The following is a 24,170-nucleotide window of genomic DNA, read 5'->3' as shown; positions in this document are numbered from 1 at the left end:
CTCAGTCTTCCAAAGTGAATTGCGCAACCAGTTCGGTATGGGCCGACCAGCGGAACTGGTCAACAACCTGTACCCAATCAAGGCTGTACCCCGCCGAGACAAGGGTCTTTGCGTCACGGGCAAAGCTCACCGGGTTGCACGAGACATAGGCGATCACCGCCGTGCGCGCTTTGGCCAGTTGAGCGGTTTGCGCTTCAGCTCCGGCCCGGGGCGGATCGATCACCGCAGCATCAAAAGCGGCACCAAAGGGGTTCAGGTCTTCGGGCAGCAGCGGGTTACGGAACAGGTCGCGTGCCTCGGTGGTGGTTTTCTTCAGCCCCTGCGCCTTGCGCCAGCCGGCATCCAGCGCCTCGACCATCTCCCGCTCGCCTTCCACCGCGTGGACCTCGGCGTACTGCGCCAAGGGCAGCGTGAAGGTGCCGCAACCGGCAAACAGGTCAACGATCCGCTTGGCGCCTTTGGTGATTTCCAGCACCCCTGCCAGCAGCGCATCCTCGCCCTCGCGGGTGGCTTGCAGGAAGGCGCCGGGCGGCGGGCAGACACGGGCCGCGCCAAAAGGCTGCACCGGCGGCTGCTCCATCGCAACCGGCTCATCATCCCAGGTCAGCCGGGCAATCCGGTGCTTCTCCGCCAGCTGCGCCAGTTCAATACGCAGCGGCCCGTCCAGCGGCTTGCCGTTCTTAACGAGCATGTCCAGACCGGCGTCCGAGGTGGTGACGGTCACCGCCAGCGGTGTCTTGCGGCTGGCGCCGGCCAGGGCCAGCGCCTCGGCCACCGGAATCGCCGCCATCAAGGCAGGCTCCAACAGCTGGCAATCAGGAATTTCGGTGATCACATCCGAGGCCTGGCCATGAAACCCGGCCATTGCACCCTTCTTGGTGCGCCGCACGGCCAGCGTTGCACGGCGGCGGGACCGCGGCGGCGAGGTGCGAAGGGGGCGGAACTCCGTCTCCAGCCCCTGCGCCGTCAGCGCATTTCGCACCACTTCCGTTTTCCACTCGGCCACAAAGGCGTCGCTGGCGTGCTGCAGCTGGCAGCCGCCGCAGGATTTGTAGTGGCGGCAAGGCGGCTGCACCCGGTGCTCGGACGGGGTTTCGATCCGGATCCCAGTCAGGCGGCTGCCCTCGGCGATGCCGGAAACGGTTTCGCCGGGAAGGGTGCGCGGGGCAAACAGGGGGCCGTCGGCCACGCCATCACCCTGATGGCCCAGCCGGCTGATCGTTGCTGTGGTTCTGGCTGCATCAGTCATGGCCGCTCCATAGCGCGGCACATGGGCCAGCAAAAGCAAAATGAACGGGGAATTCTATTCAGCCGCCTCAGCCGCGTCGTCATCGGTGCAGATAAACCCGCCCGACTGCCGCGCCCAGAACTGCGCATAGAGCCCGCCACTGGCCAGCAGCTCCTCATGGCTGCCGCTTTCGGCGATCCGGCCCTTTTCCATTACGACAATCCGGTCCATCTCGCTGAGCGTCGACAGCCGGTGCGCGATCGCCAGCACCGTTTTGCCGTCCATCACCCGGTGCAAGGCGGCCTGGATCGCGGCCTCAACCTCGGAATCCAGCGCCGATGTCGCCTCGTCCAGCACCAGGATAGGCGCATCCTTTACAATGGCGCGCGCCAAAGCAATCCGCTGCCGCTGGCCGCCTGAAAGCTTCACTCCACGCTCGCCCAGGTAAGCGTCATAGCCCTGGCGCCCCTGTCCATCTTGAAGCTCGGTGATGAACTCATGCGCCTCGGCCTTTTCTGCCGCGGCGATCAGTTCTTCCTCCGAAGCATCCGGCCGCCCGTACAGAATGTTCTCCCGCGCCGAGCGGTTGAACATCGCAGTTTCCTGAGTGACCATGCCGATCTGGCTGCGCAGCGAATTCTGCGTGACCCCGGAAACATCCTGGCCATCAATCCGGATCTGCCCTTTTTCCCCATCATAGAGCCTGAGCAGAAGCGACACGAGGGTCGACTTCCCAGCCCCGGATGCACCCACAATACCAAGCTTTTCACCCGGCTGAATGGTCAGGCTGATGCCCTGCACCCCGCCGACATCGCGGCCATAGGCAAACTCCACCTGATCAAAGACAATGCCGCCCTCACGAACCCGCAAGTCCGTGGCGTCCGGCACATCCTCAACCCGGTCACGCACCGACAGCGTTTTCATACCGTTCTCGATCTCACCCACGTTGGAGTAGATCGCCATCAGCGTGAAGCTGACCCACCCTGTCATCTGGGCAATACGGATCGAGACCGCGCCGGCAGCCACGATGTCACCTTCGGTGGCTGTGCCGGACTGCCACAGGAACAGGGTCGCACCAATCAGCAGCACCGGCAGGATACCGGCGAGGCACATCAGGCAGAAACGGAAGCTGGCCGAGAGATAGCCGAAATGCAGCGACTTTTCCCGGAAGGAGACCATGGCGTCCTGCGCTGTACGCTCTTCGTGGTCAGCATGGGCAAACAGCTTCACCGTCTTGATGTTGGTGATCGAGTCGACCACCTGGCCCGTCACCATCGCCCGCGCGCCGGCCCGCGCACCGGAGCGTTTGCGCACGCGCGGCAGGAACCAGCGGATCAGCGCAAAATAGCCGATCAACCAGGCCAGAAACACCCCGGTGATGCGCCAATCAATAGAGCCTAACAAGGCCAAAGACCCCGCAAGCGATGCCAAGGCAAAGGCCACGACATTGATCATCTCGGTGGTGACGGAGGTCACCGCCGTGGCCGTTTGCATCTGCTTTTGGGCAATCCGGCCGACAAAGTCATCGTCGAAGAACCGTACCGACTGCCCCAGCGTCCATCGGTTCAGCCGCGACAGCACCAGCGGGTTCACATTGGGCTGCACCACGATGGCATTCGAAGCAGCCGACAAGCCAAACAGCACCGGGCGCACAAACAGGAAAAAGCCCAGCGCCAGCGCAATCACCGCGACGTTGGCCGCGGAAAAGAACTGCTCTGGCCCGCTAGCGATCGCGGTGTCGATCACCATGCCGAGGATAAAGGCGGTGCCAGCTTCCATCCCGCCGGCCAGCGCCGAAAACGCCGCTGCCATGAACAGCATCGGCCAGGCGCCGGACAGGCACCAGCGCAGGAAGGCCCCCAGCCGCTGCGGCGGCGGGCCCTCGGCCGGGCGGAAGGCGTCGATCAAATTGCCTATGTTCATTCTGCTGCCTCGATGTTCAGGAAACCGCCGGACTGGCGCGCCCAGAGCTGTGCATACAGCCCCTGCGCTTCCAATAGCGCCTCATGCGTGCCTTCTTCAACTATACGGCCCTGATCCATCACCAGGATACGGTCCATCTGCGCGATGGTGGACAGCCTATGTGCAATCGCGATCACCGTCTTGCCCTGCATCATGCCATAGAGTGTCTCTTGGATGGCGGCTTCGACCTCTGAATCCAGCGCCGAGGTTGCCTCGTCCAGCACGAGGATCGGCGCATCCTTCAGGATCACCCGCGCGAGCGTCACCCGCTGGCGCTGGCCGCCGGACAGTTTCACCCCGCGCTCACCCACATGGGCGTCATAGCCCTTGCGGCCCTGCGGGTCCTCCAGATCGAGGATGAAGTCATGCGCCTGGGCCTGTTTGGCAGCCGCGATCATCTGTTCCTCAGTGGCGTCTGGACGGCCATACAGCAGGTTGTCCCGCACTGAACGGTGCATCAGCGCGCTGTCCTGCTGCACCATGCCGATCCGGCTGCGCAAGCTATCCTGAGTCACCGCGCGGATGTCCTGGCCGTCGATCAGGATTTGGCCGCTTTCGGCGTCATAGAACCGCAGCAGCAGTTTCACCAGCGTCGACTTGCCGGCCCCCGACCGCCCGATCAAACCGATCTTCTCTCCTGGCTGGATGGTCATGCTGATCTTGTCCAGCCCGCCGGCCTCACGCCCATAGTGGTGCGAGAGGTTGCGCAGCTCGATCTCACCCTCGGCCAGCCGCAGCGGGTTCGCGTTGGCGGCATCCACCAAGTCGATGGGCTGGGCAATGGTCTCCATGCCTTCGGCCACCACCCCCAGCTGGCGGAAGAAGGAGGTCAGCGCCCACATAATCCAGCCGGTCATCGCGTTGAGCCGCAGGGTCAGCGCCGTTGCGGCGGCCACCAGGCCAACCGAGGCTGTGCCCTGCATCCACAGCATCACCGCCCAGCCGACGACGCCAACAATCAGCAAGCCGTTCAGCGTAACCAGCGCCGCATCCATGACAGTGAAAATCCGCATCTCCACCTGGAAGGTCTTACGGGTGTTCTCGATCGCATCGCGGGCATAGGTCAGCTCGTGGTCGTGATGGGCGAACATCTTGACCGAATGGATGTTGGAGTAGCTGTCGACCACACGCCCCGTCACAGTGGAACGCGCATCCGAGGACGCCTGGCTGGCCGGCCCCACCCGCTTGACGGTCCACATCACCAATAGCGCATAGAGACCGAACCAGATCGCCAGCGGCAGCATCAGCCGCACATCAGCAACCCACAGCAGCACTGCAGCACCGGCGAGGTAAGCCAGCGAAAAAGTGATCGCATCAAAGACCTGAAAGATCACCTCACCCGCTGCGGGCGGGGTCTGCATGATGCGGTTAGCGATACGGCCGGCAAAATCGTTCTCGAACCAGCCAACAGACTGGCGCAGAACGTGCTTGTGCGCGCGCCAGCGGATCAGCGTGCCATAGTTCGGCAGGATTGCGTTGTTCAGCAGCACCACGTCCAGAAACTGGATCAGCGGCCGCAGCAGCAGGATGAACAGAGCCACCAGGATCAGCTCGGTGCCGTAGTCCTCCCAGACCTGCTCGGGCGTGCCGGACATGATATCCACCACCCGGCCCATGTAATAGATCAGCCCGACCTCGATCGCGGCGACGATCACCGACATCAGCGCGGTCAGGACAAAGACGGTTTTGAAAGGCTTGGAATAGTCGCGCAGGAACGGCCACAGCCGCGTCGGCGGCGTGTCGGTCTCGGGGTAGGCGCAATAAGGGTCAATCAGGTTTTCAAAGTAGCGAAACATGCGGGTGCTCCAAGCGTTCGAGCATTATGTTGGAATACAGATGCAGACAGCGGGCCGCCCAAGGCTCCCACGTCTAACGGGGCAAGGTCTCAGGCGTTAGAGAAACCAGATCCCGTAATACATCAGCATTCCTCCCGTCATGTGGTGGCTGCCCTAGGCTTAAGCAAGATTTCTTGTGTTGTCACCCCCCTGCGGTTGTGACGCTGCTGACAGGGTATGTCAGCGGAGGGAAGCCAGCAGCTCTTCCCGGCTTAGGGTGAAACCGGAGGCAATCCATTCGGCCTCGAGTTTTTTCAGCGCTGCGCCTAGCGCCGGCCCTTTGAGATCCGGCAGCAAATCACGCGCCTTCACAGGGAATACGGCCCCACTGCCCAGCGCGATTTCAGTCTCTAATTCAGGAAAAACCTGTTGTTCCAGCAAAGCGGCGCGCAGCAGCATTGCGTCCAGCGCCTGTTCCCCGCCAAGCCTGTAGCCCAGTTCTCCTGCCCCGGCCGTACCTTCCGCAGCGTCTCGGATTGCCATCAGATGAGACGCTTGCGCCCTGCTAAGCCGCAAGGCCTCCTGCAGCCCCTCCCCGCTCAGCGCACCCAGGCGCCGCAAACCGGATACGGCCCGGTCCGCTTCAAGATGAATCAACGGAGCCAATGCGCGATCATCTGCCCCGGGAAGCACCTGAGCCAGTACGCCAGACTGCCGCATCGCTGCAACCGAAGGGGCCGGATCAGGAGCGGACAGCAATTTCAGCAGCTCAGCCCCGACGCGCTCCTTCGACAATGCCGCCAAGCCATCCAGGTTTGCGGCAATTGCTGCCAAGGCGTCCGCGTCGAACCCTTCAGCAGGATCGCCGTACCAGGCATGGAAGCGGAAGTACCGCAAGGAGCGCAAGTAATCCTCGCGGATACGGTTCTGTGCAGTACCGATGAACTGCACCCGGCGCGCCTGCAGGTCCGCCATCCCACCCAGCGGGTCAACGATCTCGCCATCGGGGCGGGCGTAGATCGCGTTCATGGTGAAGTCGCGGCGGCGGGCGTCCTCGGCAATGTCTTTTGAAAACGCCACCACGGCACGGCGGCCATCGGTTGCCACATCCTTGCGGAAGGTCGTGACTTCATGCGGGATTCCGTGCTTCACCAGCGTCACGGTGCCATGGTCGATGCCGGTCGGAACTGCCTTGATGCCCGCACGCGCGGCCAGCGCCATCACCTGCTCTGGCAGCGCATCTGTGGCCAAGTCCATGTCCGAGACCGGTTCTTCCAGCAGTGCATTGCGCACGCAGCCGCCAACAAACAGCAGCTGCGCGCCATCTGCTGTTACCGCATTGCAAACCGCTTGGGTCGCCGGGTCCTTCAGCCAGGGCTGATCTATCCGCATTACGTCTCCATCCGCGCCGCCAGTCCGCGCAGCATCCGCGCGGTGGCGCCCCAAATGTAATAGGGGCCATAGGGTACGGTATAATAGCGGCGGCGGGTGCCGCGCCAGCGCCGGGATTCAATAATGTAGTTTTCCGGGCTCAGCACATGGGTCAGCGGCACCGAAAACACTTCTGCCACTTCTCCTGCTTCCGGGCGGGCGGTGAAGTCTTCCCGCACCAGCGCAACAACAGGAGTGACTGAAAATCCGGTCACGGTCTCATGTTCTGGCAGGCAGCCGATGATCTCCGGCAAGTCCTGCGGCAGGCCGATCTCTTCCCAGGCCTCGCGCAGCGCCGCAGCGCAGGCGTCCGCATCGCCGGCATCCACCTTGCCGCCGGGAAAGGCGATTTGGCCCGGGTGGTGTTTCAGCGCCGAGGACCGTTTGGTCAGGATCAGCCGCGGGGTACCTGTGGCTATCGAGACCGGCACCAGCACGCCGGCCGGCCGCAGCTTGCGCCCTTCCGGCAGAACGGTGCCGGGGTTCAGGTCAAAATCGGATGAGCCGCCGCCCTGTTTGCCCAGCGCGGCAGCAAGTTTTTGGGTGAGATCCTGCGCGGCCTCACTCACTGGGCGGATTGTCCGCATCAAAGCCAAGCGACGCCGGGTCCAGATCATAGTGCGCACCGCAGAACTGACAGTCGGCAGTGACCCGGCCATCCTCGTTCGTCATGGTTCCAATGTCCTTTGCCGAGTAGATCGACAGGCTTTGGCGCACACGCTCTTCCGAGCAGGTGCAGCCAAAGCGCACCGGCTGGAAGTCATAGACCCGCGGTTGTTCCTCGTGAAACAATCGGACCAGCAGGTCGGTGGGTGTGACGGACGGTCCGATAAGTTCCAGTTCTTCGACCGTGTTCATCAGCATGGTGACCCGGTTCCAGTTCTCTTCTTCCTCGCCGGCGACCAAATCGCCGGCCAGCAGAATCTCGCCTTCACCTTCGCTCTGGGCGGCAAAGGGCGACGCCTTGGGCATACTCTGCAGCATGACACCGCCTGCGCGCCAATGCTCGGCCACGCCGGGCGCAGCCGATTTGCCAAAGCTCAGCTTGAACATGGTCGGCAGCTGTTCGGACTGCGCAAAATAGGCCTCGGCGCAGGCGCTGAGCGAACCGCCGGCCAGCGGCGTGATGCCCTGGTAGGGCTGGGTGCCGTTGCCCTGGTCGATCAGAATAGCAAAATACCCCTCGCCCACCTGCTCGAACGGATCGCCATCGGTCAGCCGCTCGCGGTCAAAGCTGGCATAGGCACGGATCTGGCCAATCTCGCCCTCTTTCTGCGGCGCGTAATAGTCGGTGGCAATCATCCGCACCGCGCCTTTGGACTGCACTTGCAGCGACAGTTTCCAGCGCAGCGAGATGGTCTGGCCGATCAGCGCTGTCAGCAGCGCCATCTCGGCGACCAGCGCCTCGACCACCTGCGGATAGTCATGCTGTTTCAGGATACCGTCCAGCACGCCGTCCAGCCGCGCCACGCGGCCGCGCATGTCGGATGCATCAAGCTGGAAGGGCAGGACGGTGTCGTCCCACGCGATTTTCGAACCAATGGTCATGGGGTTTCCTTACGCGCCGGGGATTGGCATACCGGGGCTATATAGGAGAAACCGCAGAAGAGTGAAGAGGCAGGCCTGTGATCAGACGATTTGGCGACACGCCGCAGAAGGGCCAGACCTATCGCAGACGCCCCGGCGCTTATGCGCTGCTGCCACGGGACGGCAAGCTGCTGGTCACCTGCCAATATGATCCCGACCCCGATTTGCAGCTGCCGGGCGGCGGCATTGATCCAGGCGAATCACCCATTCCAGCCCTGCACCGCGAGGTGTACGAGGAAACCGGCTGGAAAATCTCCGCCCCGCGCAAACTGGGTGTGTTCCGGCGGTTTGCCTATATGCCGGAATATGATCTGTGGGCTGAAAAGCTCTGCCATATCTATATTGCCCGCCCGCTGCGCCGGATCGGACCGCCGCTGGAAGACGGCCACGAAGCGCTATGGATGGATCCGCAGGAAGCCGCGGCCCGGCTCGGCAATGCCGGAGACCGCCATTTCGCAGCCCAACTGGCCGCACGGCTGTAAGCCCGGAAAAATCGCCTTCCCAAAAACACAAAATCCCAGCCTCGGCCGGGGTGGTCTGGCGGACAACGGAAGAAGGTTTCTAGGGGCCTTGGTACTCGAACAGCGTGGCTGAGACATCATCCTCCAAGCCATGCTCCTTGCTCATCACCTGAGTCAGGTGCCAGTAGAGATCGTCCAGGAATTCCTTGCCGCTCTGATCCGGGCTGCATTTTCCCACCAGGTCGAGCAGGCCCTCGGGCTCCAGCATAGAGCCGTCTTCAAGCCGCGCCTCGGTGAACCCGTCAGAGAACAACAGAAGGCGGTCGCCCTGCTCCATGGTGAATTCTTCCTGGCTGTAGCCGATATCAGGCACCAGCCCCACCGGCACGCCGCCTTTGCCGATAAACTCCAACTCGCCGCTTTTGCGCAGCAGCAGCGGATGCGGGTGGCCTGCCTGCACCATCTTGACCACACCGCTGCGCAAGTCGGCGATGCAATAGGCCATGGTGAAATACTCTTCGATCCCGGTATCGGCGATCAGCCTGGCATTCAGCAGGCTGGCCACTTCCTCGGGCTGGCGCAAAGCGTAAAACCGGTTGAAGCGTTTCTCCATCCCGACGTTCTGATCGAAGTAATTCGAGGACAGATAGCCGCCAAGCCGCGCCGTCATCATCGCCGACGTAATGCCATGGCCGGACACGTCGATGGAGTAAAACCCGATTCGATTCACCCCTGGAGAGAACATGCCCACCAGGTCGCCGCCGATATGGCCGCAGGGCTTCAGCAGCAGGCTAACGGTTGAGGAGCCGAAATCCTTGGACAATTCCGGCACCAGCGATTCCTGGATCTTGCGGGCCTGGATCAAGTCCTTGTCGATTGCATCATAAACCCGCTGCAGCTCCCCCAGAGTTTCCGACACGATGCGGTTCTTCTCAGACAGTTCCCGCTGCATCCGCAGGATCCGCTCACCCGCGGAAATCCGTGCACGCAGCTCATCCGAGCTGACCGGTTTGGTCAGGAAATCATCGGCGCCGGCGTCCAGCCCCTCGGCCACCTCGTTCTTTTCGCTCTTGGAGGTCAGCAGGATGAAATAGGCATAGTCTTCGCTGGAGCTGTCCCGGAACGCCCGGCAAAACTCCAGCCCGTTCATGCCCGGCATCATCCAGTCGCTGAGGATCAGATCCGGAGTTTCGGCCCGGCAGATCTCCATCGCCGCCTCGCCGCTCTCGGCCTCGACAACCTCGAACCCCCACTTCTTGAGAGAAGCCACAAGGATGCGTCTTTGCAGTCGGCTGTCATCGACAACCAGCACACGGCGTATTGATCCGGCCACTGTGTGGTCCTCGTTGTCCATCGAACTTTCTGGCAGCACCGAAGGCACCTCACAAATGGCAAAATCAGATGATCTTGTGATACTATCGGTCCAGAAATTTAACAGGCGGTGAAACCTAAAATTTGAGCTTCCCCCTTTAATTCACTATATTTTTACTGCAATCAACTTATGAAATGACCTATCGCGACAGATCCTAAGGACGTTGAAACATGATTGACTGGCCGCGCGTGACCGAGCTTCGTGAAGAAGTCGGCGCAGAGGATTTCGAGGAAGTCGTTGAAATCTTTCTGGAAGAGGTCGAGGAAGTTATCGGCAAACTTCAGGGCGGCGGCAGCAGCCAGCTGGAGCAGGACCTGCATTTCCTGAAAGGCAGCGCTCTCAACCTGGGGTTTGAGGAATTTTCAGCACTATGCCTGGATGGCGAGCGGAGATCCGCACAAGGCGACGCAGAGAGCGTCGACGTCGCCGCCATCATCAGCAAATTCCACGATTCGAAGTCCGCATTCCTGACCGGCCTGTCGGAAAGATTCTAATCCCGGAGACCGGACTCAGATCACGAATTGAGCCAATGTCTCGTCCTGGGTGATATCGGTATAGGTCATCCCCGCCGCATCAAGCCGCGCAAACAGCAGCTCAAAATTCTCCGGCCGCTTGGTTTCGATCCCGATCAGAACCGAGCCGAAGTTGCGCGCCGATTTCTTCATGTACTCAAAGCGGGCGATGTCGTCCTCCGGGCCCAGAATGCCCAGAAACTCCTTCAGCGCGCCGGGCCGCTGCGGCAGCCGCAGGATGAAGTACTTCTTGACGCCGGAATACCGCTGCGCCCGTTCCTTGACCTCGGGCAGACGCTCAAAATCGAAGTTGCCGCCTGACGTCAGGCACACCACGGTCTTGCCCCGGATCCAGCTGCGCACGTCCTGCAGCGCCTCAACCGCCAGCGCCCCGGCCGGCTCCAACACGATGCCCTCAACGTTCAGCATTTCAATGATGGTGGCGCAAATCCGGTCCTCGGCCACGCTGAGCACATCCGGAAGCGGCACATCCTTCAGGATGTTAAAGGTCTGATTGCCGATCCGTCCCACCGCAGCGCCATCGCAAAAGGTATCGACATGCTCCAGCGCTACGGGCTTGCCCGCAGCCAGCGCCGCGCGCAGGCAAGCGCCGCCGGAGGGTTCCACAAACAGGCTGTGCACCTCCTCGCCGAACCAAGAGGCAACGCCGGAAGACATGCCGCCGCCACCCACTGGCAGGATCACGTGATCCGGCGCCTTGCCCAGCTGCGCCTCAATCTCCACCGCAATCGAGGCCTGGCCTTCGATCACATCCGCATCGTCAAAGGGCGACAGGAAATGCCCGCCCTCCTTGGCGCACCACTCCTGCGCGGCAGCCAGGCAGATGTCGAAATAATCGCCAACCAGGTGGATCTCGATATTGTCGCCGCCGAACATCCGGGTTTTCTGGATCTTCTGCTGCGGCGTGGTGACCGGCATAAAGATCACCCCGCGTTTGCCCATGTGGCGGCACATAAAGGCGACGCCCTGTGCGTGGTTGCCGGCCGAGGCGCAGACAAACAGTTCCTGATCGGGCTGCTTGCGCATCGCATTCAGCGCGCCCCGGATCTTGTAAGAGCGGACCGGGCTCAGGTCTTCGCGCTTCAGATAGATGTCGGCGCCGAAACGCTCGGACAGATGCACATTGCGTTGAAGCGGCGTGGGCGGAAACACATCGCGCATCGCCGCCTCGGCCTTGCGGGCCTGGGTCTTGAAATCGCTCATGCCACCTTCAGTGGCGCAAGCCCGCCCCCAAGGCAAGGGGCGGGCGAAATGCATACATAAGAATACCGGGAGTTAGATCGGGCGGCCTTCGACATAATGGCCATAGAACGTGGTTAGGACGCTGGCGCTCACCAACGACAGGATAAGCATCGCCGCAAAGACGATGATGGCACCGATAACCGGGATCATCAAAACGACAGCCGCCGCAAGTTGAATCAAGATCTGAAACGCCACCATAATCAGGAAGAGCGCAATAATTGTCCCATTGGCCCCCGCTGTCGCGTTCCAGGCTTCTGTCAGTTTTAATGGCTTGCCAATAGCTGCTGCCGGCAGCACCGGCACCAGCCGGTACATCGCAACCAGCAGGGCCAGGTAGGCGACAACCATAACAATGATCGAAACAGCCGGCGCCACCGCGGAAACAGTCATGATGAGCAGCATGATTGGTACCATGATGGCAAATGCAACCAGCAACATCAGCAAGCCATGCCCGAAATAGGACAGCATACGGTCAAACCGGAAGGCCGGCACCCAGCCGGACGGATATTCTTCCAGCAGAACAAACCGGTGCCAGGACACAACGATCCACAGCATCGTAACCATGATCAAAAGCCAGAACACAAGAATCCCGCCCGCAAAACTGCCCGAGTTCTCCACCAACATCTGCTCCATTGCGGCCTGATCAGAGAATGCAGAAAAGCTCAGCCCTGCTGTCGCTCCCAGAGCCAGCAACACCCCAAAGGCAATCGCCGCCGGAACCAGTGCGATCTGAACCGCCTCTTTAATGTTGCGGATAACCATCCCAAGTGAATGGGCGAAAATCGACCACGCTTTCATAGCCTACGTCTCCAAAAGATCATTCTGTTTTGCCGCGCACGTTATGCGTGCCCGGCGGATTAGAAAACCCCGGACAACCTTGCCCTTCCGGGCAAAACCCGCTACGCCCCAGACGTTCTGACCTGAGAGGGAATTCCATGTCCGCGCCCAAGAAAGTTGTGCTCGCCTATTCCGGCGGCCTCGACACCTCGATCATCCTGAAATGGCTGCAGACCGAATACGGCTGCGAAGTTGTCACCTTCACCGCCGACCTCGGCCAGGGTGAAGAGCTGGAGCCCGCCCGCAAGAAAGCGGAAATGCTGGGCATCAAGCCGGAAAACATCTTCATCGAAGATGTGCGCGAGGAATTTGTCCGCGACTTCGTCTTCCCGATGTTCCGCGCCAATGCGGTCTACGAGGGCCTGTATCTGCTGGGCACCTCCATCGCCCGCCCGCTGATCTCCAAGCGCCTGGTGGAAATCGCCGAACAGACCGGTGCCGACGCCGTTTCCCACGGCGCCACCGGCAAGGGCAACGATCAGGTTCGTTTCGAACTGGCGGCCTACGCGCTGAACCCCGACATCAAGGTGATCGCGCCCTGGCGCGAGTGGGACCTGTCCTCGCGCACCAAGCTGCTGGAATTCGCCGAGGCGCACCAGATCCCGATCGCCAAGGACAAGCGCGGCGAGGCCCCCTTCTCGGTCGACGCCAACCTGCTGCACACCTCGTCCGAGGGCAAAGTTCTGGAAGATCCGGCGGAAATGGCGCCCGACTATGTCTACCAGCGCACCGTGCATCCCGAAGACGCACCCGACACCCCGGAATTCATCGAGATCACCTTTGAAAAAGGCGATCCGGTTGCCATCAACGGCGAGGCGATGTCCCCGGCAACCATCCTGACCACACTGAACGAATACGGCCGCAAGCACGGCATCGGCCGCCTCGACCTGGTCGAAGGCCGCTTTGTCGGCATGAAGTCGCGCGGCATCTACGAAACCCCGGGCGGCACCATCATGCTGGAAGCCCACCGCGGCATCGAATCCATCACCATGGACCGCGGCGCCATGCATCTGAAAGACCAGCTGATGCCGCAATACGCCGAGCTGATCTACAACGGCTTCTGGTACTCCCCGGAGCGCGAAATGCTGCAGGCCGCAATCGACGCGAGCCAAACCCATGTTTCCGGCACCGTGCGCGTGAAACTCTACAAGGGCTCGGTGAACACTGTCGGCCGCTGGTCCGAGAACTCGCTCTACTCCGAAGCCCATGTGACCTTTGAAGAAGACGCCGGCGCTTACGACCAGAAAGACGCTGCAGGCTTCATCCAGCTGAACGCTCTGCGTCTCAAGCTGCTGGCCGCCCGCGAGCGCCGCGTCAAGAAATGAGTGAATACGACGATATAGACGGCGATTTCGAGGACGATTTCGCGGAAGAGCTGGATATGTTCGTCGAAGCTCAGGACACCGTTTGGGCGGATGTCCTGAGTGAGCTCACTGCAGGACAGAAGACGAGCCACTGGATGTGGTTCGTCTTCCCCCAGCTGGCAGAGCTCGGCCGTTCTCATATGGCGCAGCTCTACGGGATCGAAGATCTCAACGAAGCCACCGCCTATCTGAACCACGAGAAACTGCGCGCCCGCCTGGTCGAGGTCAGCCGGCTGATGCTGTCGCATCAGGACCAGGACGCTGCACAGATCCTCGGCGGCATTGACGCCAAGAAGCTGCGCTCCTCAATGACCCTGTTTACCGCGGTGCCGGATGCGCCCGGGGAATTCCAGCAGGTGCTTGATGCCTTCTACGGCGGCCAGCCCTGCCCGCTGACCCAAGACGCGCTTGCCGCCGGGTAACGCCGCGGCTTCCCCTTTGGTCAATATTGTCTGCAAGCACCTGCCTGCCTAACTCTTCCCACAGTACGGGAGGATCATATGGCACTGGACGAGATTGCCGCACACATCCGGGACGGCTTGGCCGGCAAGAGCTTTGACGGCTCACTCAAATTCGACTGCGGTGAGGAGGGTGTGATTGTCCTGGCCGGCGGAGACGCCGGCACCACAGACCGCGATGCCGACTGCACCTTGCGGCTATCGGCCGAGAACCTGACCAAACTGCTGAGCGGCAAGCTAAACCCGATGACTGCCGTGATGATGGGCAAGATCAAAATTTCCGGCGACATGAGCATCGCCATGAAACTCAGCAAGCTGATCGCCTAAGCTTTTCCTCTTGCCCAAAATATCCTGGGGTGAGCGCCGCAGGCGCGAGGGGCAAAGCCCCTCCTACCTTCAGATCTTCGCCGCCCTCATCTGCTCATAGTAGGGCATCGCTGCCTCCAGCACAGGCTGCAGTTCGTCCGGAACCTCCGGCAGCGGCCCTTCCGCCCCGGCAAACCCGGTGGAGCTCCAAACCGCTCCGTACCAGTGCGCGGCCCAAACACCATCATCCTTGTGACCGCCCTTCGGCCAGATCAGCATCCTGGGCGAGAAGGGCATGCCGATAGCCTCGCACAGCTGCTCCAGCTTGGCCGCCGGATCCTCGCGGACATCATGACTGTCCACGACGACAGGTGTTTGCCCCCAGCTGCGCACCAGATCAAACAGCTCGGCCTGCTGGCGGAACCCGATATCCTCCAGCGCCGGGTTTTCCCGTTTCACCGCATAAGAGGCAATCACACGCGCCGGGTGGCGGATCAGGAACACATTGGTGACATCGCGCATCCAGTCCCGCGGCACGCCGGGGATCATGTGGTGGGTCATGTGCTTCTGATAAAAAAACGGTTTGGCCTCAGGAACCGGCCCCAGCAGCGCCTCCGCTACGGTTTCCGGATCCTGCGACTGGCTGTCCAGAATCTCCGCCCGCATCGGGTGGTCCAGCCCGGTCATCGCCAGGTAGGCCGCATAAAACGGCTCATCCGCCACCGCGCAGTCGCCGCGGTTGCCAAAGGCATACATCATCGCCGTCGACAGGTTCCGCGGGCCGGACCACATGGCAATCCGCATCAGGCGCACTCCCGCTCTATAAGCGCTTTATACAGGCCACGGATGCGCTCGGTCACCGGACCCATCGTTCCGCTGCCGATTTGCCGCCCGTCGATATCCCCCACCGGCGTCTGAGCACCGAAGGTGCCGGTCAGGAAGGCCTCATCGGCGCCATAGGTATCGACCAGAGAATAGTTCCGTTCATGCACCGGAATGCCGTTTTCCCGGCACAGGTCAATCACCTTCTGGCGGGTGATCCCGTTCATGCAGTAGTCGCCGGTCGAGGTCCAAACCTCACCTTTGCGCACAATGAAGAAGTTGCAGGCGTTGGTGGTGTTCACAAAACCATTCACGTCCAGCATCAGCGCTTCATCCGCGCCAGCCTTCTCGGCTGCAATGCAGGCAATGATGCAATTCAGCTTGGAGTGAGAGTTGAGCTTGGGATCCTGGGTCATCGGCAGCCCGCGGATATGCGGCACTGTGGCCAGCTTGATCGGACGCGGCAGATTTGGGCGTGAATGCTCCATGATGATGGTCATTGTCGGCCCCTGCTGCGACAGCGACGGGTGCTGGAACGGCCGGGTCTTTACCCCCCGCGTCACCATCAGGCGGGCATGGGCATCGGTGGTCATGCCATTGGCTTTTTGCGTCTCTAATACGGCATTTTTCACGCCGTCCCGATCCATGCCAATATCCAGGTCAATGGCCTTGGCGGCCTCAAACAAACGGTCCAGATGCTCGTCAATGAAAGCCCAAGTGCCGTTGTAGAGCCGCAGCCCTTCCCACACCCCGTCTCCCAGCATGAAACCGCTGTCATAGACACTCACCTTGGCCTCGGCCTTGGGGAGGATTTCACCGTTCAGATAGATCAGGATCTCTTCGTTGCGCTGATCTTCTTCAGCCTGATGGGTGCTCATTTTTTCGGTCATGATGTCCTCCTGCGGGCGCAAACTAGTAATATTGGATCCAATTTCCAAGCAGTAACTTGCTGTCACCTGTCCGTGAAATGCGGGCGCCGCGGGTTGAGCCGCGCAAGCTCAGCCGGCAGGGTGGCTGCAAAACAGGATGGAGGCAGAGATGCGTGTTCTGGAGAGACTGAAACCCTTGGCCCTGATGGGTCTCATTGCCATCGGCACAGTGGCGCACACCAACCCGCTGCAAGCACAATCTACCGAAGTGCTTACCGTGGCCGGCGGTTGCTTCTGGTGCGTGGAAAGTGATTTTGAAAGCGTGCCGGGGGTGATTGAAGCGGTGTCGGGCTACACCGGCGGCAAAACGGAAAATCCTACTTACAAGGACGTGACCGGCGGCGGAAGCGGCCACTACGAGGCGGTGCAGATCACCTTTGATCCGGCAAAAGTATCGCGGGAGCGCCTGCTGGAACTGTTCTTCCGTTCGGTGGATCCCACCGATGACGGCGGTCAGTTCTGCGACCGCGGAGACAGCTACCGCACGGCCGTGTTTGTCTCTAACCCAGAGGAAAAGAGCCTTGCAAAGCAAGTCAAAGCCGAGGCGCAAGAAGCCCTGGGGCAGAACATCGTGACACCGGTCCTGCAGGCTGGAACCTTTTACGAGGCAGAAGACTATCACCAGGACTACTACAAAGGCGACAGCCTGGTGTTTACCCGCTTTGGCCCCAAAAGGCAGGCGGCAGCCTATAAGCGTTACCGCCAGGCCTGCGGACGCGACGCGCGGGTAGCGCAGTTGTGGGGAGATGACGCGCCTTTTGCCAAGGGGTACTGAAGCGGGGCGCTGCCCCCTTGGCCTGACGGCCAATTCCCCCGAGGTATTTTGAACCAGAAAGAAGCAGGGCGCCCTGGATCAGAAACGGGCGCCCTGTACCTCTGTCAGCTCTGGAATGACATCTGCAGTGCCGTGGCGTGTCACCATCAATGCCGCGGCGCGGCTGGCTGTTGCCATTGCCTTCTCCATGGCCAGGCCCTGGTCCAGGCTTGCCAGCACATAGCCGGTGAATGTGTCGCCGGCACCAGTGGTGTCAACCGCGGTAACCGGTAGGGCCGGAACCTCCTGAGTTGTGCCCGTATCGCCGTCGATATGCCGGGCGCCCTTGGCACCAAGCGTGATGATCACATCCCTGACGCCGATTGCGCCGGGCGGCTTCCCAATGGCCTGCTCAAGCTGTGCCGCCTCGACTTCATTCAGGATCAGAAAGTCCAGAAACGGCAGCACCGCCTGCACCGCATCGGCATCAAAGGGGGCCGCCGCGTAGCAGACCCGCAAACCCAGCTGCCGGCCCAGCTGCGCCGCTTCAGCCTGCAGGCTGGTTTCATTCTGCATCACCAGGATATCATCAGGCTTTGCCTTTGATAGAGCCTGTTTCAGCTGTTCTTGGCTCAGCGCCCGGTTGGAGCCGGGGAACAGGATGATTTGATTTTCCCCATCCGGCTCCACTGCGATAATGGCATGGCCTGTTGGCGTATTGATCTGGGTAACATGCTCAATCCCGACGCCATAGCTCTGCAGCCGCTCCACCGCCCAATGCCCGTCCGGCCCTACGGCACCAATGTGATGCACTTCGCTGCCGGCCCGGACTGCAGCAACCGACATATTGGCCCCCTTGCCGCCCAGGAACCTATCCAGGCTGGAGGCGGCAAGGGTCTCCCCCGCCGCCGGCAGATGCGGCATGGCATAAACCATATCCGCGTTGATCGAGCCCAGGTTCCAGATCGCCATGCCGGATCACCCGATGTTGCAGGCCGCCAGCACCGCCATGTTCAGAATGTCATTGGTGGTGGAGGTGGTTGAACAGATCTGGATCGGCTTGTCGATGCCCGACAGGATCGGACCGATCACGGTGGCGCCGCCCATCTCCTGCATCAGCTTGACCGAGATCGAGGCCGAGTGGCGGGCCGGCACGATCAGGATGTTGGCCGGGCCGGTCAGGCGCTGGAACGGGTAATACCGCTGTGCCCGCTCGTTCAGCGCCACATCAACGGTCATTTCGCCTTCGTACTCAAAATCGACTCCGCGCTGATCCAGTACGGTGGGGGCGACATGCATCTTCTCGGCCCGTTCCGACACCGGATAGCCAAAGGTCGAGAAGCTGACAAAAGCAACACGCGGCTCAAGCCCCATATGGCGGGCCACGCCGGCGGCGCGCTCGGCGATATTGGCCAGGTGGTTCTCGTCCGGCCATTCATGCACCAGCGTGTCGCCGATCAGCACGATCCGGCCTTTGTGCAAAAGCGCGGTGACGCCTGCAACACCATGCTCGGCATCGGCATCAAACACATGGTTGATCCGTTCCAGCACATGTGCAGATTTCCGGGTGGCCCCGGTCACCAGACCGTCGCCATGGCCATGCGCCAGCATCAGGCTCGAAAACACATGCCGGTCGCGGCCGACCAGGCGGTGAATGTCCTTGTGGTCAAACCCTTTGCGCTGCAGGCGGCTGTAGAGGAAATCCTTATAGGCATCAAAATGCGGGGTGTTGGCGGCATTGACCACCTCAAGCTCGCGCACTGCGTCGCCCAAGCCGGCTTTTTCCAGTTTCTCGCGCACATCTTCCTGACGGCCGACCACCAGCGATTTGCCAAAGCCCGAGCGCTGGTACATCACCGCGGCGCGCAGCGCCCGCGGGTCATCGCCCTCGGCAAAGATCATCCGCGACTGGGCTGAACGGGCCCGTGCGTTGAGGCCGCGCAGGATCGAGGCGGTCGGGTCCATGCGGGACTTGAGGCCAACCTCATAGGCATCCATGTCGACAATCGGACGCCGTGCCGCACCGGTGTCCATGCCCGCCTTGGCAACCGCCGGCGGGATCCGGTGGATCAAACGCGGATCGAACGGGGTCGGGATGATGTAATCCCGGCCAAAGGAGAGCGATTTTCCATAGGCCAGCGCCACCTCATCCGGCACATCCTCGCGTGCCAGTGCGGCCAGCGCATGGGCACAGGCGATCTTCATCTCATCGTTGATGGCACGGGCGTGGATGTCCAGCGCACCGCGGAACAGATAGGGGAAGCCCAGCACGTTGTTGACCTGGTTCGGATAGTCCGAGCGCCCGGTGGCAACGATGGCATCCACACGCACTTCATGCGCCTCTTCCGGGGTGATCTCCGGATCCGGGTTGGCCATCGCAAAAATCACCGGATTGTCGGCCATGGAGGCAACCATCTCCTGGGTCACCGCACCTTTGACCGAAACGCCAAGGAACACATCGGCGCCACGCATCGCCTCTTCCAGCGTGCGCAGATCGGTGGAGATGGCATGTGCCGATTTCCACTGGTTCATGCCCTCGGTGCGGCCCTGGAAAATCACACCCTTGGTGTCGCAGACGATACAGTTCTCGTGCCGCGCACCCATGGCTTTCAGCAGCTCGATACAGGCAATGCCCGCCGCGCCGGCACCGTTGAGAACGATTTTCACGTCCTCAATCTTCTTGCCCGACAGATGCAAAGCATTGATCAGGCCGGCCGCGCAGATCACCGCAGTGCCGTGCTGGTCGTCGTGGAAGACCGGAATGTCCATCTCTTCCTTCAGGCGCTGCTCGATGATGAAACATTCGGGCGCCTTGATGTCTTCCAGGTTGATGCCGCCAAAGGTCGGCCCCATCAGTTTCACCGCATCGATGAACTTGTCCGGGTCTTCGGTGTCCAGTTCGATGTCGATCGAGTTCACATCGGCAAACCGCTTGAACAGAACCGACTTGCCTTCCATCACCGGCTTGGAGCCCAGCGCGCCCAGGTTCCCAAGCCCCAGCACTGCGGTACCGTTAGAGATCACCGCAACCAGGTTGCCCTTGTTGGTATAATCATAAGCGGTTTCAGGGTTCTCAGCGATTGCTTCGCAAGGAACCGCCACACCCGGAGAGTAGGCCAGCGACAAGTCCCGCTGCGTCGTCATCGGGACGGTGGCGTTGATCTCCCATTTACCCGGCGTCGGCTGCAGGTGGAACGCCAGGGCTTCTTCATTGGTGATCTTTGATTTGGGCATTGAAACTCGTGTCCTCTCCTCGTCGGAGACCCTCTTATCCCAGCCAACCGCGGCCCTCAATCAAGGGTTTCAAGAATCTGTATAGCCAGAATTGAGATAAAAGCGGCTAAAACACGATAAATACCGTCAGGTTTTCGCCTCAAAGTAGACCGGCCGCCGCTTCATTTGTTCAGTAGATGTTAACCTGCACCTGAACGCCAGGTGGCGCTCGGGTCGGAAACCAAACCGGGAAAGCACCTGTCAGAATGACATCTGTCCGCCCGGCAACCGGGCATAGGATCAAAGGAACAATGAGGAATGATAAGCATCCACAACAATTCCGGTGCGATGGTCGCCCTGCAGACTCTGGGCGGTGTGAATACGCAGCTCAACACTGTTCAGGACAGCATCTCGACCGGTAAGGAAGTCAATACGGCGCAGGACAGCGCCGCGCTTTGGGCCATATCCGAACTGATGAATTCGGATATTTCCGGTTTGCAGTCCGTCTCGGACTCTCTGTCCCTGGGCGAGGCAACCGTGGCCGTAGCGTCTGCCGGGGCGGAGCAGATCACCGACACCCTGACGGAAATGCGGTCACTTGCGGTGATGGCAGCAAGCGGCATGGGCGACTTCAGCAAGTTCGAAGCCGCGCTGGCCAAGAAGTCCGAGAAGATCAATTCGATTATCTCCTCCGCCAGTTTCAACGGTGTGAACTTGCTGAAAACCGATGTCGACGGCAGCGGCGGCACCTCGCTGACCGTTGCGTCCTCCCTTTCCGGAACCGGCAGCCTCTCCATCATCAGCGTCGGCGGCGCAGATTTCGAAGGCAGCCCGCTGTTTGACATCGGCAACCGCACTGCAATCACGGACAGCGCCAGCGCCATGACCGCCCTGAGCGAAATCGAAGGCTTTCTGTCTTTTGCAATCGACAGTTCGGCGGCATTGGGCGCCAGTGCAAACAACCTGGCCAGCCAGAACAGTTTTGTCGGCAAACTGTCGGATTCGATCACCCAAGGCGTCAGCTCGATGATCGACACCAGCATGGAAGAGGCGGCAACTCAATGGCGCGCTCTTCAGGCACAGCAGCAGCTAAGCACCGTGGCGCTCTCCATCGTTAACACTATGCCGGACACCCTGCGCAATCTCTACTGACAGCAGCCTGCCGCCGGGCTGCCCGGCGGCAGGCACATCCGGGTTTCCCTCGGACTCCCCCCAATGTAAATGTCATGCAACGACGACCCCGGGGGACTTTTCATGACCGTAACGCCCATGATGGCGCAGTATCTCGAGATCAAGGCAGCGCATGCGGACGCGCTGCTTTTTTACCGGATGGGCGATTTCTACGAGATGTTCTTTGAGGACGCGGTGAATGCGGCCGAGGCCCTGGACATCGCGCTGACCAAACGCGGCAAACACAACGGTGAAGACATCCCGATGTGCGGCGTGCCGGTCCATGCAGCCGAAGGCTACCTGCTGACCCTGATCCGCAAAGGCTTCCGCGTCGCCGTGGGCGAACAAATGGAAAGCCCGGCCGAGGCCAAGAAACGCGGCTACAAATCCGTGGTGAAGCGTGATGTGGTGCGGCTGGTGACCCCCGGTACCCTGACCGAGGATTCCCTGCTGGAGGCACGCCGCCACAATTTCCTGGTCTCCTATTCCGAACTGCGCGACGAGGCCGCGCTGGCCTGGGCTGATATCTCCACCGGCGCGTTTCACGTGATGCCGGTTGCCCGGGTTCGCCTGTCTCCCGAACTGGCCCGCCTCGCCCCCTCCGAACTGATCGTCGCCGACGGCCCCGCCTTTGACGCCGCGCTGCCGTTGGCTGATGAGTACAAAATCCCGCTGACCCCGCTGGGCAAGGCAAGCTTTGACAGCACCGCAGCGGAGAAACGGATCTGCAGCCTGTTCAACGTCAGCGCCTTGGACGGCTTCGGCACCTTCACCCGTGCGGAAGTCTCAGCCATGGGTGCGCTGATCGACTATCTGGAGATCACCCAAAAGGGCAAACTGCCGCTGCTGCAGCCGCCGCAGCAGGAGGCCCAGGACCGGGTGGTGCAGATTGATGCCGCAACCCGCCGCAATCTGGAACTGACCCGCTCGCTGTCCGGCGGCCGGGCCGGCTCGCTTCTGTCGGTTGTAGATCGTACCGTCACCCCCGGCGGCGCCCGTCTGCTGGAACAGCGCCTGTCCAGCCCCTCGCGCAGTCTGGATGTGATCCACCAGCGCCTTGCCGCTCTGGACTTCACTGTTGATAAAACGCAGACCGCAGAAGATCTGCGTGCTTCACTGCGTAAGACCCCTGACCTTGACCGGGCATTGTCACGCCTCGCCTTGGAGCGCGGCGGTCCCCGTGACCTGGCCGCCATCCGAAACGGGCTTTCTCAGGCAGAGGTGATTGCTGATCTTTGCTCTGGTCAGAACCTGCCCGAACTGATGGCCCGCGCCATGTCTGAATTGCAGGGGTTCGATGACCTGCTCTCCCTGCTGGACGCAGCCCTGATTGCCGAACCGCCCTTGCTGGCCCGCGACGGCGGTTTCATCGCCACCGGTTATGACCCGGAACTGGACGAGGCCCGCACCCTGCGCGACGAAGGCCGCTCGGTCATTGCCTCGATGCAGAAGCAATACGCCGAACACACTGGCGTTGCCTCGCTAAAGATCAAGCACAACAATGTGCTGGGCTATTTCATCGAAACCACCGCGACCCATGCGGACAAGATGATGTCGCCGCCGCTGAATGAGACATACATCCACCGCCAGACAACCGCCAACCAGGTGCGTTTCACCACGGTGGAGCTCAGCGAGATCGAGACCCGCATCCTTAACGCAGGCAACCTGGCGCTGGAGATCGAAAAACGGCTCTATGCACGGCTTTCAGGCGCTATCCTGGACTGCGCAGCCCGGCTCAACACCGCCGCCCGCGGACTGGCCGAATTGGACCTGCTCACAGGCCTCGCAGACCTCGCCCGCGGCGAGAATTGGACCCGCCCCAAAGTCGACAACAGCCGTGCGTTCCACGTGGAAGGCGGCCGCCACCCGGTTGTGGAACAGGCCCTGCGCCAGCAAGGTGGCGAGACCTTCGTGGCCAATGACTGCGATCTCACCGCCCAGGACGGCGCCGCTGTCTGGCTGCTGACCGGTCCCAACATGGCCGGTAAATCGACCTTCCTGCGCCAGAACGCGCTGATCGCCCTGCTCGCCCAGATGGGCAGCTATGTCCCGGCCGAGGCTGCCCATATCGGCCTGGTCAGCCAACTGTTCAGCCGTGTCGGCGCCTCGGACGACCTGGCCCGAGGCCGCTCCACCTTCATGGTCGAGATGGTCGAAACCGCCGCGATCCTGAATCAGGCCGACGACCGCGCATTGGTGATCCTGGATGAAATCGGCCGCGGCACCGCCACCTATGACGGCCTGTCCATTGCCTGGGCAACACTTGAACATCTGCACGAAGTGAACCGCTCCCGCGCGCTGTTCGCCACCCACTACCACGAGCTGACCCAGCTTGCCGCCAAACTGGAAGGCGTCGACAACGCCACCGTTGCGGTCAAGGAATGGGAAGGCGAGGTGATCTTCCTGCACGAGGTCCGCAAAGGCGCTGCCGACCGCTCTTACGGTGTGCAAGTGGCACAGCTGGCCGGCCTCCCCGCTTCTGTGGTGGCCCGTGCCCGCGACGTCCTCGATATGCTGGAACAAGGCAGCCGCGAAGGCGGTACCAAGATCCAGATCGACGACCTGCCCCTGTTTGCAGCTGTCCCACCGCCACAGCCCAAAGCCCCCGCAGGCCCCTCTCCTGCAGAAGAACTCCTGGCCAGCATTCACCCGGATGACCTCAGCCCGCGTGAAGCGCTGGAAATGCTCTACAAGCTGAAAGAAGCCGCAGGCTAAACAAAAGCGGC

The 24,170-nt window shown here is 61.3% G+C and carries 21 protein-coding genes; 8 read left to right on the top strand and 13 right to left on the bottom strand.

Going from position 1 to position 24,170, the window contains the following annotated elements:
- Window position 1 precedes the first annotated feature (1 nt).
- The 6 genes from RA19_RS11210 to hslO form a co-directional block, all read right to left on the bottom strand.
- Entirely contained in the window at window positions 2-1,249 is a 1,248-nt protein-coding gene (locus RA19_RS11210; RefSeq protein ID WP_039162541.1) for a class I SAM-dependent RNA methyltransferase, read from the bottom strand.
- 54 nt (window positions 1,250-1,303) lie between these two features.
- Entirely contained in the window at window positions 1,304-3,151 is a 1,848-nt protein-coding gene (locus tag RA19_RS11205) for an ABC transporter ATP-binding protein (protein ID WP_039162539.1), read from the bottom strand.
- On the bottom strand, window positions 3,148-4,986 hold the full coding sequence (locus tag RA19_RS11200) for an ABC transporter ATP-binding protein (protein ID WP_039162537.1): 1,839 nt from the start codon (window positions 4,984-4,986) through the stop codon (window positions 3,148-3,150). Before RA19_RS11200 ends, RA19_RS11205 begins: the two co-directional genes overlap by 4 nt.
- Window positions 4,987-5,205: 219 nt before the next feature.
- On the bottom strand, window positions 5,206-6,357 hold the full coding sequence (locus RA19_RS11195) for a CCA tRNA nucleotidyltransferase (RefSeq protein ID WP_039162535.1): 1,152 nt from the start codon (window positions 6,355-6,357) through the stop codon (window positions 5,206-5,208).
- A complete protein-coding gene (locus tag RA19_RS11190) occupies window positions 6,357-6,983 on the bottom strand; it encodes a CoA pyrophosphatase (protein WP_052261756.1) in 627 nt (208 codons plus the stop codon). Before RA19_RS11190 ends, RA19_RS11195 begins: the two co-directional genes overlap by 1 nt.
- The gene (gene hslO / locus RA19_RS11185; protein WP_039162530.1) at window positions 6,958-7,944 is read right to left on the bottom strand and encodes an Hsp33 family molecular chaperone HslO; all 987 of its coding nucleotides are present in this window, start codon (window positions 7,942-7,944) and stop codon (window positions 6,958-6,960) included. Before hslO ends, RA19_RS11190 begins: the two co-directional genes overlap by 26 nt.
- Before the next feature lie 77 nt (window positions 7,945-8,021).
- On the opposite strand from hslO, the gene RA19_RS11180 reads away from it, so the two are divergent.
- A complete protein-coding gene (locus RA19_RS11180; RefSeq protein WP_039162528.1) occupies window positions 8,022-8,465 on the top strand; it encodes an NUDIX hydrolase in 444 nt (147 codons plus the stop codon).
- A gap of 79 nt (window positions 8,466-8,544) precedes the next feature.
- Here RA19_RS11180 and RA19_RS11175 read toward each other — a convergent pair whose 3' ends face one another.
- The gene (locus tag RA19_RS11175) at window positions 8,545-9,798 is read right to left on the bottom strand and encodes a PP2C family protein-serine/threonine phosphatase (protein WP_152615745.1); all 1,254 of its coding nucleotides are present in this window, start codon (window positions 9,796-9,798) and stop codon (window positions 8,545-8,547) included.
- Between the two features lie 188 nt (window positions 9,799-9,986).
- On the opposite strand from RA19_RS11175, the gene RA19_RS11170 reads away from it, so the two are divergent.
- The gene (locus tag RA19_RS11170; protein ID WP_039162524.1) at window positions 9,987-10,310 is read left to right on the top strand and encodes an Hpt domain-containing protein; all 324 of its coding nucleotides are present in this window, start codon (window positions 9,987-9,989) and stop codon (window positions 10,308-10,310) included.
- 15 nt (window positions 10,311-10,325) lie between these two features.
- On the opposite strand, the gene ilvA is transcribed toward RA19_RS11170, so the two are convergent.
- Together ilvA and RA19_RS11160 are read right to left on the bottom strand one after the other, a co-directional pair.
- Window positions 10,326-11,552, bottom strand: coding sequence for a threonine ammonia-lyase IlvA (gene ilvA, locus RA19_RS11165; RefSeq protein WP_039162522.1), 1,227 nt, complete (start codon window positions 11,550-11,552; stop codon window positions 10,326-10,328).
- A gap of 72 nt (window positions 11,553-11,624) precedes the next feature.
- Window positions 11,625-12,389 (bottom strand): hypothetical protein, encoded by a 765-nt coding sequence (locus RA19_RS11160; protein ID WP_039162519.1) that lies wholly within the window; start codon window positions 12,387-12,389, stop codon window positions 11,625-11,627.
- Window positions 12,390-12,526: 137 nt separating this feature from the next.
- Between RA19_RS11160 and RA19_RS11155 the strand changes: the two genes are divergently transcribed.
- The 3 genes from RA19_RS11155 to RA19_RS11145 all read left to right on the top strand — a co-directional run bounded on the left by RA19_RS11155 (window position 12,527) and on the right by RA19_RS11145 (window position 14,577).
- Window positions 12,527-13,753 (top strand): argininosuccinate synthase, encoded by a 1,227-nt coding sequence (locus RA19_RS11155; protein WP_039162516.1) that lies wholly within the window; start codon window positions 12,527-12,529, stop codon window positions 13,751-13,753.
- Window positions 13,750-14,214 carry a DUF1810 domain-containing protein gene (locus RA19_RS11150; RefSeq protein ID WP_039162514.1) on the top strand — a complete coding sequence of 155 codons (465 nt, stop codon included), beginning with the start codon at window positions 13,750-13,752 and terminating at the stop codon, window positions 14,212-14,214. Before RA19_RS11155 ends, RA19_RS11150 begins: the two co-directional genes overlap by 4 nt.
- Before the next feature lie 78 nt (window positions 14,215-14,292).
- Window positions 14,293-14,577 carry an SCP2 sterol-binding domain-containing protein gene (locus RA19_RS11145; protein WP_039162511.1) on the top strand — a complete coding sequence of 95 codons (285 nt, stop codon included), beginning with the start codon at window positions 14,293-14,295 and terminating at the stop codon, window positions 14,575-14,577.
- A gap of 69 nt (window positions 14,578-14,646) precedes the next feature.
- Here the strand turns inward: RA19_RS11145 and RA19_RS11140 are convergent, their stop codons facing one another.
- Window positions 14,647-15,360: a sulfotransferase-like domain-containing protein gene (locus tag RA19_RS11140; protein WP_039162510.1), complete on the bottom strand. Its 714-nt coding sequence runs from the start codon at window positions 15,358-15,360 to the stop codon at window positions 14,647-14,649.
- On the bottom strand, window positions 15,360-16,268 hold the full coding sequence (locus RA19_RS11135; protein WP_039162961.1) for a D-amino acid aminotransferase: 909 nt from the start codon (window positions 16,266-16,268) through the stop codon (window positions 15,360-15,362). Before RA19_RS11135 ends, RA19_RS11140 begins: the two co-directional genes overlap by 1 nt.
- Window positions 16,269-16,416: 148 nt before the next feature.
- Here RA19_RS11135 and msrA point away from each other — a divergent pair, with 148 nt between their 5' ends.
- Window positions 16,417-17,082, top strand: coding sequence for a peptide-methionine (S)-S-oxide reductase MsrA (gene msrA / locus RA19_RS11130; protein WP_039162959.1), 666 nt, complete (start codon window positions 16,417-16,419; stop codon window positions 17,080-17,082).
- Between the two features lie 78 nt (window positions 17,083-17,160).
- Here the strand turns inward: msrA and RA19_RS11125 are convergent, their stop codons facing one another.
- Entirely contained in the window at window positions 17,161-18,033 is an 873-nt protein-coding gene (locus RA19_RS11125; protein WP_039162508.1) for a ribokinase, read from the bottom strand.
- Window positions 18,034-18,039: 6 nt separating this feature from the next.
- Window positions 18,040-20,295 carry an NADP-dependent malic enzyme gene (locus RA19_RS11120; RefSeq protein WP_039162505.1) on the bottom strand — a complete coding sequence of 752 codons (2,256 nt, stop codon included), beginning with the start codon at window positions 20,293-20,295 and terminating at the stop codon, window positions 18,040-18,042.
- 297 nt (window positions 20,296-20,592) lie between these two features.
- Here RA19_RS11120 and RA19_RS11115 point away from each other — a divergent pair, with 297 nt between their 5' ends.
- On the top strand, window positions 20,593-21,426 hold the full coding sequence (locus RA19_RS11115) for a flagellin N-terminal helical domain-containing protein (protein WP_039162502.1): 834 nt from the start codon (window positions 20,593-20,595) through the stop codon (window positions 21,424-21,426).
- Between the two features lie 102 nt (window positions 21,427-21,528).
- The gene (gene mutS, locus RA19_RS11110) at window positions 21,529-24,159 is read left to right on the top strand and encodes a DNA mismatch repair protein MutS (protein WP_039162499.1); all 2,631 of its coding nucleotides are present in this window, start codon (window positions 21,529-21,531) and stop codon (window positions 24,157-24,159) included.
- Window positions 24,160-24,170 lie beyond the last annotated feature (11 nt).

It is taken from the genome of Leisingera sp. ANG-M1 (genome assembly GCF_000813745.1).
Lineage (GTDB): Bacteria > Pseudomonadota > Alphaproteobacteria > Rhodobacterales > Rhodobacteraceae > Leisingera.
This window is presented reverse-complemented; position numbering and strand designations above follow the sequence as displayed.